This is a genomic window from Paracoccus sp. 08 (assembly GCF_024105395.1).
In the GTDB taxonomy this organism is placed as follows: Bacteria; Pseudomonadota; Alphaproteobacteria; order Rhodobacterales; family Rhodobacteraceae; genus Paracoccus; species Paracoccus marcusii.
On the sequence record NZ_WEKR01000002.1, the window covers coordinates 92,279 to 105,350 of the forward strand.

16 protein-coding genes are annotated in these 13,072 nt (G+C 66.2%); 10 read left to right on the forward strand and 6 right to left on the reverse strand.

Annotation, left to right across the window (positions count from 1 at the left end; all coding sequences use genetic code 11):
* Positions 1–89: 89 nt before the first annotated feature.
* From GBO37_RS00900 to betC, 9 genes are all read left to right on the forward strand, one after another.
* A complete protein-coding gene (locus GBO37_RS00900; protein WP_252926547.1) occupies positions 90–536 on the forward strand; it encodes an SH3 domain-containing protein in 447 nt (148 codons plus the stop codon).
* On the forward strand, positions 533–1,351 hold the full coding sequence (locus GBO37_RS00905) for an SDR family NAD(P)-dependent oxidoreductase (protein WP_252926548.1): 819 nt from the start codon (positions 533–535) through the stop codon (positions 1,349–1,351). The genes GBO37_RS00900 and GBO37_RS00905 overlap by 4 nt, the downstream gene beginning before the upstream one ends.
* A 27-nt stretch (positions 1,352–1,378) precedes the next feature.
* Positions 1,379–1,579, forward strand: coding sequence for a twin transmembrane helix small protein (locus tag GBO37_RS00910; protein WP_045982762.1), 201 nt, complete (start codon positions 1,379–1,381; stop codon positions 1,577–1,579).
* Positions 1,579–2,151, forward strand: coding sequence for a cob(I)yrinic acid a,c-diamide adenosyltransferase (locus GBO37_RS00915; RefSeq protein WP_252926549.1), 573 nt, complete (start codon positions 1,579–1,581; stop codon positions 2,149–2,151). Before GBO37_RS00910 ends, GBO37_RS00915 begins: the two co-directional genes overlap by 1 nt.
* Positions 2,152–2,262: 111 nt before the next feature.
* Positions 2,263–3,021, forward strand: coding sequence for an electron transfer flavoprotein subunit beta/FixA family protein (locus GBO37_RS00920; protein WP_252926550.1), 759 nt, complete (start codon positions 2,263–2,265; stop codon positions 3,019–3,021).
* On the forward strand, positions 3,021–3,947 hold the full coding sequence (locus tag GBO37_RS00925; protein WP_127897939.1) for an electron transfer flavoprotein subunit alpha/FixB family protein: 927 nt from the start codon (positions 3,021–3,023) through the stop codon (positions 3,945–3,947). Before GBO37_RS00920 ends, GBO37_RS00925 begins: the two co-directional genes overlap by 1 nt.
* Before the next feature lie 110 nt (positions 3,948–4,057).
* Positions 4,058–4,933, forward strand: coding sequence for a 3-hydroxybutyryl-CoA dehydrogenase (locus GBO37_RS00930; protein ID WP_045982758.1), 876 nt, complete (start codon positions 4,058–4,060; stop codon positions 4,931–4,933).
* Between the two features lie 76 nt (positions 4,934–5,009).
* Positions 5,010–5,939, forward strand: coding sequence for a choline ABC transporter substrate-binding protein (gene choX / locus GBO37_RS00935; protein WP_252926553.1), 930 nt, complete (start codon positions 5,010–5,012; stop codon positions 5,937–5,939).
* Between the two features lie 6 nt (positions 5,940–5,945).
* A complete protein-coding gene (gene betC, locus GBO37_RS00940; RefSeq protein ID WP_371927442.1) occupies positions 5,946–7,439 on the forward strand; it encodes a choline-sulfatase in 1,494 nt (497 codons plus the stop codon).
* A gap of 33 nt (positions 7,440–7,472) precedes the next feature.
* On the opposite strand, the gene GBO37_RS00945 is transcribed toward betC, so the two are convergent.
* The 6 genes from GBO37_RS00945 to GBO37_RS00970 all read right to left on the reverse strand — a co-directional run bounded on the left by GBO37_RS00945 (position 7,473) and on the right by GBO37_RS00970 (position 10,724).
* On the reverse strand, positions 7,473–7,874 hold the full coding sequence (locus GBO37_RS00945; protein ID WP_052714837.1) for a DUF2852 domain-containing protein: 402 nt from the start codon (positions 7,872–7,874) through the stop codon (positions 7,473–7,475).
* An 85-nt stretch (positions 7,875–7,959) separates the two neighbouring features.
* On the reverse strand, positions 7,960–8,589 hold the full coding sequence (locus GBO37_RS00950) for a TetR/AcrR family transcriptional regulator (RefSeq protein ID WP_045982756.1): 630 nt from the start codon (positions 8,587–8,589) through the stop codon (positions 7,960–7,962).
* Positions 8,589–8,867 carry an HPr family phosphocarrier protein gene (locus GBO37_RS00955; RefSeq protein ID WP_127897938.1) on the reverse strand — a complete coding sequence of 93 codons (279 nt, stop codon included), beginning with the start codon at positions 8,865–8,867 and terminating at the stop codon, positions 8,589–8,591. The genes GBO37_RS00950 and GBO37_RS00955 overlap by 1 nt, the downstream gene beginning before the upstream one ends.
* A complete protein-coding gene (locus tag GBO37_RS00960; RefSeq protein WP_045982754.1) occupies positions 8,864–9,286 on the reverse strand; it encodes a PTS sugar transporter subunit IIA in 423 nt (140 codons plus the stop codon). The genes GBO37_RS00955 and GBO37_RS00960 overlap by 4 nt, the downstream gene beginning before the upstream one ends.
* A 43-nt stretch (positions 9,287–9,329) precedes the next feature.
* Positions 9,330–10,280: an RNase adapter RapZ gene (rapZ, locus tag GBO37_RS00965; RefSeq protein ID WP_252926555.1), complete on the reverse strand. Its 951-nt coding sequence runs from the start codon at positions 10,278–10,280 to the stop codon at positions 9,330–9,332.
* Positions 10,281–10,310: 30 nt separating this feature from the next.
* Positions 10,311–10,724, reverse strand: a complete 414-nt coding sequence (locus tag GBO37_RS00970) for an HPr kinase/phosphorylase (protein WP_252926557.1) — start codon at positions 10,722–10,724, stop codon at positions 10,311–10,313.
* 198 nt (positions 10,725–10,922) lie between these two features.
* Here GBO37_RS00970 and GBO37_RS00975 point away from each other — a divergent pair, with 198 nt between their 5' ends.
* Positions 10,923–12,518: a phosphoenolpyruvate carboxykinase gene (locus GBO37_RS00975; RefSeq protein ID WP_252926559.1), complete on the forward strand. Its 1,596-nt coding sequence runs from the start codon at positions 10,923–10,925 to the stop codon at positions 12,516–12,518.
* The last annotated feature ends 554 nt before the right edge of the window (positions 12,519–13,072 follow it).

Genomic DNA, 13,072 nt, shown 5'->3' on the forward strand with positions numbered 1-13,072 from the left:
ATCGAAAAGCTGGCCGGGAACGCTGCCGTCCGCGTGGCGTTGGGCGATCAAATCGGTTAATCCGATGGCCGCAACGGGGGACGGGCGCAATGATCAGGCTGGGACTGCTGATGCTGGTGACGCTGCTGGGCGTGTTCATGACGCTGGACCGGTTTGGCCAAGGCGACCTGCGGACCGAACGCAGGCCGGAACCGGCAACGCGGGCCAGCGCCGCGACCGATGCGGGCGCGCCGTCGCTGACCGCCCCCGCGCAGCGCTTTCCCGGTCCGCCGTTGGAACCGTCGCCCGAATATGCGGGGGCCACACCGGAGGCCGCGCAGGTGGTGCCTGCCGACGGGCCGGTGCTGTATGTCACGGCCGACCGGGTGAACATGCGCGCAGGCGCGGGCACCGACAATCCGGTCGTGGCCAGCCTGACCGGCGGATCGGCGGTGCAGGCCTTGGGACCGACGGGCGGCGAATGGGTGCAGGTGCAGACGGCCGAAGGCCGGCAGGGATTCGTCTCGGCCCAGTTCCTGACGTCAGACGCCCCATGAGGCGCGTGCTGATCACCGGCTGTTCGTCGGGCATCGGCCTGGACGCCGCGCGTCACCTGCAGGCGCAGGGCTGGCAGGTCGTGGCCACCTGCCGCACCCCCGCGGACATCGCCGCCCGGCAGGCCGAAGGGATGGAGTGCCTGCCCCTGGACCTTGCGTCCGAGGACAGCGTCGCCGCCTGCGCCCAGGCCGCGCTGGCCGGCGGTCCGATCGACGTGCTGGTCAACAACGCGGCGTTCGCCCTGCCTGGCGCGGTCGAGGACATGCCCCGCGGCGCCCTGCGCTCCATCTTCGAGGTCAATTTGCTTGGCACGCATGACCTGACCACCCGGCTGATCCCGCATTTCCGCGACCGCGGTGCGGGGCGGATCGTCACCATCAGTTCGGTCCTGGGGCTGGTCGGCATCCCGTGGCGCGGCCCCTATGTGGCCACGAAATTCGCGCTGGAGGGGCTGACCGACGTGCTGCGCCTCGAGATGCACGGCACCGGCATCCACGTCACCCTGATCGAGCCGGGGCCCATCACCAGCCGCATTCGCGAAAACGCCATCCCGCATTTCGAGCGGTGGGTGAACTGGCAGGCCAGCCCGCGCGCCGACCAGTACCGCGCCAGCCTGCTCAAGCGTCTCTATGAGCCCTCGGGCAAGGACCGGTTCGAGCTGCCGCCGCGCGCGGTCAGCGACCGCATCCTGACCGCACTGACGGCGGCGAATCCCGCCCCGCGCTACTATGTCACGGCGCCGACGCGCATTTCCGGGGTCGCGCGGCGGGTTCTGCCGACCCGCGCTCTGGACTGGTTTGCGCGGCGCAACTAGGTTGGCGGCCGAAAGGCGGTGTCCCCCATGCCCGATCAATCCCTGTTCCTTGTCACGATCCTGTCCGTCGGGGTCGTCATCGCGATCCTGCTGACGGGGATCGGCGGCTTTGCCAAAGGCGGCGATTTCAACCGCAAGCATGGCAACCGCATGATGCGCTGGCGGCTGTATGCCCAGGCCGCCGCGCTGGTCATCCTGATGCTGTTTCTGTGGCTGAGGTCGATTTGATGGTCGTTCTGAACAAGATCTATACCCGCACCGGCGACAAGGGCGACACCGCCCTGTCCGACGGCAGCCGCGTGGCCAAGCACGACCCCCGTGTCGAAGCGTACGGCACCGTCGACGAACTGAACGCGACGCTGGGCCTGTGCCGCCAGCATGCGACGGGCGATCTGGCCGAACGCATCGCCGTGATCCAGAACGACCTGTTCGACCTGGGCGCCGACCTGTCGCGCCCGAACATGGCCGCGGACGATCAGGCGGGCTATCAGGTCCTGCGCATCATCGACGCCCAGATCGACCGCCTCGAGGCCGAGATCGACGCGATGAACGCCAACATCGCGCCGCTGCGCAGCTTCATCCTGCCCGGTGGCAGCGCGCTGGCTGCGCATCTGCACTTGTCGCGGACGGTGGCGCGCCGGGCGGAACGCCGCGCCACCGAACTGCTGGCGGGGGGCGACGTGAACGCCAGTGCGATCCGCTATCTGAACCGGCTGTCGGACTGGTTGTTCGTCGCGGGCCGCGTGGCCAACAACGACGGCGCGGACGATATCCTGTGGGTGCCGGGCGCCAGCCGCTGACGGGGGCGTCGCCGCAAACGCTGCGTCCTGTGACGCTTTTGCCCTGTCCTTGCCGGATTTCCCTGTCTAACAATCCTGCGACAGATGACGCAAACAAAGGGAGAGAGGCCGATGAAAGTCCTCGTGCCAGTCAAGCGCGTGATCGACTATAACGTGAAGGCCCGCGTGAAGGCGGACGGATCGGGTGTCGATCTGGCCAACGTGAAGATGTCGATGAACCCCTTCGACGAGATCGCCGTCGAAGAAGCCATCCGCCTGAAGGAAAAGGGCGCGGCCACCGAGATCGTGGCCGTCAGCATCGGCGTCAAGCAGGCTGCCGAAACCCTGCGCACTGCGCTGGCCATGGGGGCGGACCGCGCCATCCTGGTCGTCGCCGCCGATGACGTGCATCAGGACATCGAACCGCTGGCCGTCGCCAAGATCCTCAAGGCGATCGTCGATGCCGAACAGCCGCAGCTGGTCATCGCCGGCAAGCAGGCGATCGACAACGACATGAACGCGACCGGCCAGATGCTGTCGGCCCTGCTCGGCTGGAGCCAGGCGACCTTTGCCAGCAAGCTGGAGATCGCGGGCGACGAGGCCCATGTCACCCGCGAGGTCGATGGCGGCCTGCAGACCATCGAGGTCAAGCTGCCCGCCATCGTGACCGCCGACCTGCGCCTGAACGAACCGCGCTATGCGTCGCTGCCCAACATCATGAAGGCCAAGAAGAAGCCGCTGGAGGAGAAGACCGCCGCCGATTACGGCGTCGACGTCACCCCACGCCTGACCGTGGTCAAGACCCGCGAACCCGAGGGCCGCAAGGCCGGGATCAAGGTCGGCTCGGTCGACGAGCTTGTGTCGAAACTCAAAGAAGCGGGGATCGTGTGATGGCTGTTCTTCTTCTGGCCGAAGTCACCGGCGGCGAACTGAACCGCGATGCGACCGCCAAGGCCGTCCATGCCGTCACCGCCCTGGGCGACGTGACCGTGCTGTGCGCCGGCGCGCAGGCGCGTGCGGCGGCCGATCAGGCGGCGACCATCGCCGGCGTCTCCAAGGTGCTGGTCGCCGAGGATGCGCGTTACGGCCACCGGCTGGCCGAACCGACCGCCGCGCTGATCGTGGCGCTGGCGGGCGATTACAGCCACATCGCGGCCCCCGCCACCACGGATGCCAAGAACGTCATGCCGCGTGTCGCGGCCCTGCTGGACGTGATGGTGATGTCGGACGTCTCCGCCGTGATCGACGCCGACACGTTCGAGCGTCCGGTCTATGCCGGCAACGCCATCCAGACGATCACCTCGGCCGACAGCAAGAAGGTCATGACCATCCGCGTGGCCAGCTTTGACGCGGCCGGCGAAGGTCCCGCGGCGCCCGTGTCCGACGCCACGCTGGCGGACGATCCGGCCCTGTCGAAATGGCTGAACGACGAGGTCGCCCAGAACGACCGCCCCGAGCTGACCTCGGCCGGACGTGTCGTGTCGGGCGGGCGCGCCCTGGGCTCCAAGGAGCAGTTCGTGATGATCGAACAGCTGGCCGACAAGCTGGGCGCCGCCGTCGGCGCATCGCGCGCGGCGGTCGATTCGGGCTATGCCCCGAACGACTGGCAGGTGGGCCAGACCGGCAAGGTCGTGGCGCCCGCGCTCTACGTCGCGGTCGGCATTTCCGGTGCGATCCAGCACCTGGCCGGCATGAAGGACAGCAAGGTCATCGTGGCCATCAACAAGGACGAGGAAGCGCCGATCTTCCAGGTCGCCGATTACGGCCTGGTGGGCGATCTGTTCACCATCGTCCCGGAACTGACCGAAAAGCTGTAATCCCGCACAAGGATTGCCACGGACCGCCCCCCGGCGACGGGGGGCGGTTTTGCATTGCAGCATGTCCCGCCCCGCCCTATCGTCCCGGCGTCGGAACAGGGGATGCAGGCATGACAGTTCAATCGGTTGGCGTGATCGGCGCAGGTCAGATGGGCAACGGCATCGCGCATGTCTTTGCGGTGGCGGGCTATGACGTGCTGCTGACCGACATCAGCCAGGATGCGCTGAACAAGGCCATCGCCCTGATCGACCGCAACCTGGAACGTCAGGTCGCCCGCGACAAGATCACCGCTGAGGTCAAGGCGACCGCCATGGGCCATATCCGCACGACGCTGAAGCTGTCGGACCTGGGCCAATGCGACCTGGTGATCGAGGCCGCGACCGAACGCGAGACGGTGAAGCAGGCGATCTTCGAGGACCTGGTCCCGCACCTGAAGCCCGAGACGATCCTGACGTCGAACACATCGTCGATCTCGATCACGCGGCTGGCCTCGCGCACCGACCGGCCCGAAAAATTCATGGGGTTCCACTTCATGAACCCCGTTCCCGTGATGCAGCTGGTCGAGCTGATCCGCGGCATCGCCACGGACGAGGCCACCTATCGCGAACTGCACGCCGTCGTCGAGAAGCTGGGCAAGACATCGGCCACCGCAGAGGATTTCCCCGCCTTCATCGTGAACCGCATCCTGATGCCGATGATCAACGAGGCGGTCTATACGCTTTACGAGGGCGTCGGATCGGTCAGCAGCATCGACAGCGCGATGAAGCTGGGCACCAACCACCCGATGGGCCCGCTGGAGCTGGCCGATTTCATCGGCCTGGACACCTGCCTGGCGATCATGAACGTGCTGCATGACGGCTTGGCCGACACGAAATACCGCCCCTGCCCGTTGTTGACGAAATATGTCGAGGCCGGTTGGCTGGGCCGCAAGACGGGCCGCGGCTTTTATGATTATCGCGGCGATACACCAGTTCCGACGCGCTGACTGTCGCATTCAGGCGGGCGCGCCCTGAGAATCTGCCCAGCATGAGGGCAGATCTTCACACCGACAGGAGAGACCCATGACCAAGCCCATCCTTGCCGCCCTGCTTCTGGGCGTGGCCGCCCTGCCTGCCCATGCCGCCGATCCTGCCGAATGCGGCACCGTGCGCCTGTCCGATCCGGGCTGGACGGACATCACCGCGACGAACGGCGTCGCGGCGGTCGTGCTGGAGGCCCTGGGCTACGCCCCGAACATCGCCACCCTGTCCGTTCCCGTCGGCTATGAGGCGCTGAAGGGCGCGCAGACCGACGTGTTCCTGGGCAACTGGATGCCGGCGCAGGCCGCGTTCCGCGAGGATCTGGACGCCGATGGCGGCGTGACCGAGCTGGCGCAGAACCTGGAGGGCGCCAAGTTCACCTTGGCCGTGAACCCCGCCGCCGCGGCCCTCGGCGTCGCGGATTTCGCCGATCTGGACGCCCATCGCGACGCGTTCGAGGGCAAGATCTATGGCATCGAACCCGGCGCCCCCGCGAACCAGAACATCCAGGGCATGATCGATGCCGACCTGTTCGGCCTGGGCGATTGGGAGCTGGTCGAGAGCGGTGAACAGGCGATGCTGGCGCAGGTCACCCGCAATGCCGACACGCCCACCGTCTTCCTGGCCTGGGCGCCCCACCCGATGAACGAGGCGATCGAGATCACCTATCTGTCGGGCGGCGACGAACAGTTCGGCCCCGATTTCGGCGGTGCGACCGTCCACACCCTTGCCCGCAGCGAATGGGCCGAAATGTGCCCCAATGTAGCGCGGCTGTTCAGCCAGCTGGTCTTCGACGTGTCGATGGAGAACCAGCTGATGGGCGCGATCCTGGACGACGGCGCCGACGCGCAGGACGCGGCGCGCGAGTGGCTGGCCGCCAATCCCGATGCGATGGGTCCCTGGCTGGACGGCGTCACCACGCTGGACGGGCAGCCCGGCCTGGATGCCGTGCAGGCCGCCGTCGCCGGATAACAGCCCGTGAAACCCAATATCCTGATCTTCATGGCGGATCAGCTGTCGGGGGTTCTTTTCCCCGACGGCCCCGCCGCTTTCCTGCACACCCCGAACCTGCGGCGACTGGCCGAACGGTCGACCCGGTTCGCGAACACCTATACCGGCAGCCCGCTTTGCGCGCCGGGGCGGGCCAGCTTCATGTCGGGCCAGTTGCCAAGCCGCACGCGGGTCTATGACAACGCGGCGGAATTCGCGTCCGACATCCCGACCTATGCGCATCACCTGCGCCGGGCGGGGTACCACACCTGCCTGTCGGGAAAGATGCACTTCGTCGGCCCTGACCAGCTGCACGGCTTCGAGGAGCGTCTGACCACCGACATCTATCCCGCCGATTTCGGCTGGACCCCGGATTACCGCAAGCCGGGGGAACGGATCGACTGGTGGTACCACAATCTTGGATCCGTCACGGGCGCGGGCGTGGCCGAGATCACCAATCAGCTGGAATATGACGACGAGGTCGCCCATCACGCGACGCGCAAGCTGTACGATCTGGCACGCGGGGCCGACGATCGGCCGTGGTGCCTGACCGTCAGCTTTACCCACCCCCACGACCCGTTCGTGGCGCGGCGCAAGTACTGGGACCTGTACGACGGCATCCCGGAACTGGAGCCGCCGCGGCCGATCCCCTATGACCAGCAGGACCCGCATTCGCAGCGCCTGATGGATGCGTGCGACTGGCGCGGGCTGGAGATCACCGACGATCATATCCGCCGCGCGCGGCAGGGCTATTTCGCCAATATCAGCTATGTCGATGACAAGATCGGCCAGATCCTGGACGTGCTGGAGGCGACGCGTCAGCAGGACACGATCATCCTGTTCCTGTCCGACCACGGCGAGATGCTGGGCGAACGCGGGCTGTGGTTCAAGATGAACTTCTTCGAAGGCTCGGCCCGGGTGCCGCTGATGATCGCCGCGCCGGGCATGGCGCCGGGACGTGTCGACCAGCCGGTCAGCACCATCGACGTGCTGCCGACGCTGTGCGACCTGGCGGGCCTTCCGATGGACGAGATCGCGCCCTGGACCGATGGCCGGTCGCTGGCGCGAGGCGCGCCGCGCGGTCCGGTGCCGATGGAGTATGCAGCCGAAGGCAGCATCGCACCCATGGTCGCCCTGCGCGACGGGCGCTGGAAATACATCGCCTGCGACGCCGATCCCGAAATGCTGTTCGATCTGGACAACGACCCGGCAGAGCGCGTGAACCTGGCCGGCGATCCGGCCAATGCGGCGGTCCTCTCCGAGCTACGTGCACAGGCGGCGCAGCGGTGGGACCTGTCGGCCTATGACGCGCAGGTGCGTCATTCGCAGGCCCGCCGCTGGATCGTGTACGAGGCGTTGCGCAATGGGGCCTATTATCCATGGGACCACCAGCCGCTGCAGCGTGCGTCCGAACGCTACATGCGCAACCACATGGACCTGAACGTGCTGGAGGAAAACCAGCGGTTTCCCCGTGGCGAATAGGATCGGGGGCCGGTCACCCGGCCCCCGATCTGCTTACGCGTCGGTTTTGGCGTCGCGCTTTTCCATGAACTGATCGAATTCCGCCTTGTCCTTGGCCTCGCGCAGCTTGGCCAGGAAGTCGATGAATTCGCGATGCTCATCCTCCAGCCGCTTCAGCGTCTCGGCGCGATAGGCGTCGAAGGCGCTGTTGCCGGTCGACGGCGCGGAATAGCGGGGGGCGGCGGTGCGTTTGCTGCATCCGAACATGCGTTTGCTCCAGATCATGTAGCCCAGAAGGGCCAGGCCCACGGGCCAGACAAAGATGAAACCCAGCACCATGGCGACAAGCCAGGCGGGGCGACCGCGCGCATCCAGCCAGTCGCGACCACGGGCCAGCACATCGGTGATGCGCTGCTGGGTCGTCGCCGGGCGAAGCACGGGGGTTGCGATGGTCATCTGTGGTATCTCCCTATGTTAATGTGAATTACATTTACATAGATGGGCGGCGCGGAGGGTTCCGTCAAGATCGCCGTGCAACAATTCAGTCCTGGATCAGTCCAAGCCCGCGCAGATAGATCAGCGCCCCGCTTTCCAGCATCTCGGACGGCTCGACCGGGCTGCGGCAGCCGGGCTTGCCGCGGCCGAACAGTTCGACCACGCCGTGGCTCAGCGCCCAGATGTGGTTGGCCACCATGCGGGCGGGCGGACGGCGGTCTTCGGGCAGGCGGGCGGCCATCGCCTCGGCCGCGGTCACAAGCACGCCCTGCGCCCGCGCAGAGGCGGCCGCCAAGTCGACATTGCCCACCACAGAGATGCCGCTTTCGAACATCGCCATGTAGTAACCGGGCCGTTCGGCGGCAAAGTCCAGATAGGTCTGGCCCATGCGCAGGAACGCGGTCAGCGGTCGCGGACGGCCACCGTCGAATGCGGCCTCCAGCCGGGCGGCGAATTCGATGAAGCCTTGGCGCGCGACCTCCTCCAGCAGGTCGTCGCGGCCCTTGAAGTGGCGATAGGGGGCGGCTGGGGACACGCCGGCGCGGCGCGCGGCCTCGGTCAGGGTGAAAGCCTGCGGGCCCTGCTCCTGGACCAGATCGGCGGTCGCCTCGACCAGGGCCTGGCGCAGGTTGCCGTGGTGATAGGACTTGCGGTCGGGGGTGACGGGCGCGGGCACTACATGCCTTCGCCGAAATAGTCCCCCACAAGCGCCTCCAGCGCGTCCGCCAAGGCCTGCGCCTCGGGGCCGGAGGTCGTCACGCGGATCTGGCTGCCGCGCGGGGCGGTCAGCATCAGCAGACCCATGATGCTGTCGCCAGAGACGGCCATGCCGTCCTTTTCGACCCGTGCCTGCGCGTCATGGCGTTCGACCACGTCCACGAACTTGGCGCTGGCCCGGGCGTGCAGGCCCTTGACGTTGATGATCGACAGGTCGCGGGTGATCGCATCGGTCATCGCGGATACCGCCCGCTGTCCAGCGCGGCCTCGGGCGGGACGTTGTAGGAATTGATGTACTTGCGCCCCGCGTCCTTGGCAAAGCCCACCGCGACCGGCACGCTGAGATGCCGCGACTTGGCCAGCTTGACCAGCATCGGCAGGTTCGCGCCGTAGAGGATGGTGCGGTCCTGCACCGCGCAGGCCGGCAGGGACAGGTTCGAGGGAGACCCGCCGAACAGATCGGTCACCAGGACGACGCCGTCGCCCAGATCGACCGCATCCGCGGCCGCCTTGATCTCGGCGGTCTTGGCCGCGCGGTCGTGATCATCCTCGATCGCGACGGCGGCGATGCCGACCTGCGGGCCCACGACATGTTCGACGGCCGAGAGATACTCTCGGGCCAATCCCCCATGCGCCACTATGACAATACCGATCAACGCGCCTCACCAAGCCCAGAAGACTTCCAAAACACCCCAAACCTCATGACGCCTGCCTTTGCGACGCGCGAGCCTCGCCCGCAGGCGATGCGTCCGCACCAGACTGCAGCGTCATGCCCCGACGCTCCAGTTCCCTGTGCCTTATTGACACCGGCCAGCCCGCATCTGCAAGCGCCCGGGCCATCTTTTCCACCAAAGTGACGGAACGATGCTGTCCCCCGGTACAGCCGAAACCGACCGCCAGGTGCGATTTGCCCTCGTCCATATGGGCGGGCAGAAGAAATTCGACCAGATCCCGGGTCCGCTGGAAAAATTCGGCGAATCGCGGATCGGCGGCGACATGCGCCTGCACGCGGTCGTCACGACCGTCCAGCGGCCGCAGGTCCGGGTTCCAGTGCGGGTTGGCCAGGAACCGACAGTCGAACATCAGGTCCAGGCCCCGAGGCACCCCGCGTTTGTAGCTGAAGGAGTGCAGCGACACGCTGAGCCGCCGGTCGGGGCGCACGTCGAACCACCGCGTCAGCTCGGCCTTGAGGTCATGGGGCGACAGTTCGGTCGTATCGACAAGCACATCGGCCCGCACGCGGATCGGTGCAAGCAGGTCAATCTCGGCCAGGACCCCGGCCATTGGCGCTTCGTCGGGGGCCAACGGGTGGCGGCGGCGCGTCTCGCTGTAGCGGCGGACCAGGGTATCGGCATCGCAGTCAAGATACAGCACCTCGGGCGCATAGCCGGGAAGGCGCGTCAGTCGGTCGATCAGCTCGATCACGTTGAAGGCGGAAAAGTCGCGATTGCGCACGTCCAGCCCCAAGGCCAACGGCGTCGGACGCGCGGGTCCGTCCAGCAGACGCGGGATGAGCGACAAGGGCAGGTTGTCGATCGCCTCGAAGCCCAGATCCTCCAGCACGTTGATGGCGGTCGATCGCCCTGCCCCGGACGGCCCGGTGACCAGCACCAGCCGTTGGGCCGCGGGTTCGATGGCGTCGTGGTCCATGCGTCCTTCCCTATGGCGCTGCGCGCGCGGTCATGCCAGCCGTCGGCCCAGCATCAGCTGCCGCAATGCAGCGTAAAGATGGGGGCGATAGGGGCCCAGCACAAGCGAAACCCGGACCCCCAGCCAATCTTGATGGCGCACCTGTGGCAACCGGTCCTCTTCGTCGCGTCCAAGGTCGCAGGCCAAGGCCACCGGGACCGGCGCCGACGGCTCTGCCTGAAGGATGCCCACGCCCCGCGCCTCGATGCGTCCCAGCAGCGGCAATGGCGCCTGCGCCATCAGTCGGCCTGCGGACAGGCGCAGGTCGGTGCGGTCATCGGCGACCAGCGTCGCGCCCACTGCCATCAGCTGCAGTGCCAAGGTGGACTTGCCGGATCCGGACGGTCCCAGAATGACAAGTCCACCCCCGTCAAGCGCGACCGTGGTCGCGTGAACCTGCATCATGCGAATCACCTCCTGATCCGATCCTGCCCGAAAACAGGTTAATTTTCCGCCTGTGGCACGGCGTCGCGCCGACTAAACGGTCCTGATGGCGATAACATTTGATGTTTCCGCTAACTGTTTGCGCTGACTTGTTTCGGGCCGAATCCGCCGTGCTATAGCCCGATGAAACGCCGCACCCCAAGCCACGGAGCCCCCGACATGACCACGCGCGTAAACCCGACCTGCCGACTGGAAGACCAAGGCATTACGGGGCTGGGCCAGGTGCACTACAACCTGCTGGAACCCGCCCTGATGACACGGGCCGTCGCCCGCGGAGAGGGCAAGCTGGGCCTGGGCGGGGCGTTCCTGGTCTCGACCGGCGCGCATACCGGCCGCTCGCCCAAGGACAAGTTCGTCGTCCGCACCTCGTCGGTCGAGAACAGCATCTGGTGGGACAACAACAAGCCGATGGACCCGGCGGCGTTCGATCTGCTGCATGCCGACATGCTTCAGCACATGAAGGGTCGCGACTATTTCGTGCAGGACCTGTTCGGTGGTGCGGATGCCGATAACCGCCTGGACGTGCGCGTGGTGACCGAGCTTGCCTGGCACGGGCTGTTCATCCGCCACCTTCTGCGCCGGCCCCAGGCCGACGAGCTGGCGACCTTCACGCCCGAATTCACCATTATCAACTGCCCCGGCTTCAAGGCCGATCCCGCGCGTCACGGCTGCCGGTCCGAGACGGTGATCGCGATGAACTTCGACAAGAAGCTGATCCTGATCGCCAACACCGCCTATGCCGGTGAGAACAAGAAATCGGTCTTCACGCTGCTGAACTACCTGCTGCCGGAAAAGGGCATCATGCCGATGCACTGCAGCGCCAACCACGCGCCGGGAAATCCCGATGACAGCGCGGTCTTCTTCGGCCTGTCGGGCACCGGTAAGACCACCCTGTCGGCCGATCCGTCGCGCGTCCTGATCGGCGACGACGAACATGGCTGGTCCGACACCGGCATCTTCAACTTCGAGGGTGGCTGCTACGCCAAGACGATCAACCTTTCGGCCCAGGCCGAACCTGAGATCCACGCGACCACCAGCCGCTTCGCGACCGTGATCGAGAACATGGTCTTTGACCCCGAGACGCTGGAGTTGGACTTCGAGGACAACTCGATCACCGACAACATGCGCTGCGCCTATCCGCTGGAGGCGATCAGCAACGCGTCCCAAACCAGCCTTGGCGGGCATCCCAAGAACGTCATCATGCTGACCTGCGACGCCTATGGCGTGCTGCCCCCGATCGCGCGGCTGACGCCTGCACAGGCGATGTATCACTTCCTGTCGGGCTTCACCTCCAAGACGCCGGGCACCGAGGTCGGCGTGACCGAGCCGATCCCGACCTTCTCCACCTGCTTCGGTGCGCCGTTCATGCCCCGCCGCCCCGAGGTCTATGGCAAGCTGCTGCAGGAAAAGATCGCCCAGCACGGCGCATCCTGCTGGCTGGTGAACACCGGCTGGACCGGGGGCGCCTTCGGCACGGGCAAACGTATGCCCATCGCCGCCACCCGCGCCCTGCTGGCCGCCGCCCTGGACGGCAGCCTGAACACGGTGCAGTTCCGCCGCGATCCGAACTTCGGCTTCGACGTGCCGGTCAGCGTCCCCGGCGTCAGCCCTGTCCTTCTGGACCCGCGCCAGACCTGGGCCGACCCGGCCGCCTATGACGCCCAGGCCAAGAAGCTGGTGCAGATGTTCTGCGACAACTTCGCCCAGTATCTCGACGCGATCGACGATGAGATCCGCGCTGCAGCCATCGGCTGAACGACATGACGGCCCCCACGCGGGGCCGTCGCTCTATTCGATCGGGGCGATCGACCGGCCTCGGCTTCGGTACTCATATCCCGCAGAGCCTGTCCTCAACCTTATTGAGACGACCGCTAGCCCAGAGATACCTCGGCTCTCGCAATCGCGTTGTTACATCCAATCTCAACCGAATTGGGTCCAACTCCGACCTGATCGACCCAGTGATTGTAGCGGCAAGTCAGCATGAACTACATCCGGACGCAGCCATGTGACATGGCATCGATTTTGGCAAGCGCGCCTCCCACCTGCTTAGCAGCAGCGACATCTTTGACGTAGCAAGCACGCGGCCAGACTGGTCGCAGCCCCTACATCCTATCGGTGGAACACGATACTGCGGAAAGCGGACTAGTGAATAGGCTTGCCGTATTCACCTTTGAAAAGTGGAATAGCCCGTACGCGGCATGCTTCGCTGATCGTCATTACAGCGGTTGAGGCACTGCCGACAGGTCCTTGCAGTTGATAGCGAATTTGGGCGCCCTTCGCAATGAATAGCGGTTTCAAAGTTCGTCCCA

What these genes read in the sequence shown, in the direction of transcription:
- GBO37_RS00900 (WP_252926547.1), top strand. Translation starts at nt 90, where the DNA reads ATGATCAGGCTGGGACTGCTGATGCTGGTGACGCTGCTGGGCGTGTTC.
- GBO37_RS00905 (WP_252926548.1), top strand. Translation starts at nt 533, where the DNA reads ATGAGGCGCGTGCTGATCACCGGCTGTTCGTCGGGCATCGGCCTGGAC.
- GBO37_RS00910 (WP_045982762.1), top strand. Translation starts at nt 1,379, where the DNA reads ATGCCCGATCAATCCCTGTTCCTTGTCACGATCCTGTCCGTCGGGGTC.
- GBO37_RS00915 (WP_252926549.1), top strand. Translation starts at nt 1,579, where the DNA reads ATGGTCGTTCTGAACAAGATCTATACCCGCACCGGCGACAAGGGCGAC.
- GBO37_RS00920 (WP_252926550.1), top strand. Translation starts at nt 2,263, where the DNA reads ATGAAAGTCCTCGTGCCAGTCAAGCGCGTGATCGACTATAACGTGAAG.
- GBO37_RS00925 (WP_127897939.1), top strand. Translation starts at nt 3,021, where the DNA reads ATGGCTGTTCTTCTTCTGGCCGAAGTCACCGGCGGCGAACTGAACCGC.
- GBO37_RS00930 (WP_045982758.1), top strand. Translation starts at nt 4,058, where the DNA reads ATGACAGTTCAATCGGTTGGCGTGATCGGCGCAGGTCAGATGGGCAAC.
- choX (WP_252926553.1), top strand. Translation starts at nt 5,010, where the DNA reads ATGACCAAGCCCATCCTTGCCGCCCTGCTTCTGGGCGTGGCCGCCCTG.
- GBO37_RS00945 (WP_052714837.1), bottom strand. Translation starts at nt 7,874, where the DNA reads ATGACCATCGCAACCCCCGTGCTTCGCCCGGCGACGACCCAGCAGCGC.
- GBO37_RS00955 (WP_127897938.1), bottom strand. Translation starts at nt 8,867, where the DNA reads ATGACCGATGCGATCACCCGCGACCTGTCGATCATCAACGTCAAGGGC.
- rapZ (WP_252926555.1), bottom strand. Translation starts at nt 10,280, where the DNA reads ATGGACCACGACGCCATCGAACCCGCGGCCCAACGGCTGGTGCTGGTC.
- GBO37_RS00970 (WP_252926557.1), bottom strand. Translation starts at nt 10,724, where the DNA reads ATGATGCAGGTTCACGCGACCACGGTCGCGCTTGACGGGGGTGGACTT.
- GBO37_RS00975 (WP_252926559.1), top strand. Translation starts at nt 10,923, where the DNA reads ATGACCACGCGCGTAAACCCGACCTGCCGACTGGAAGACCAAGGCATT.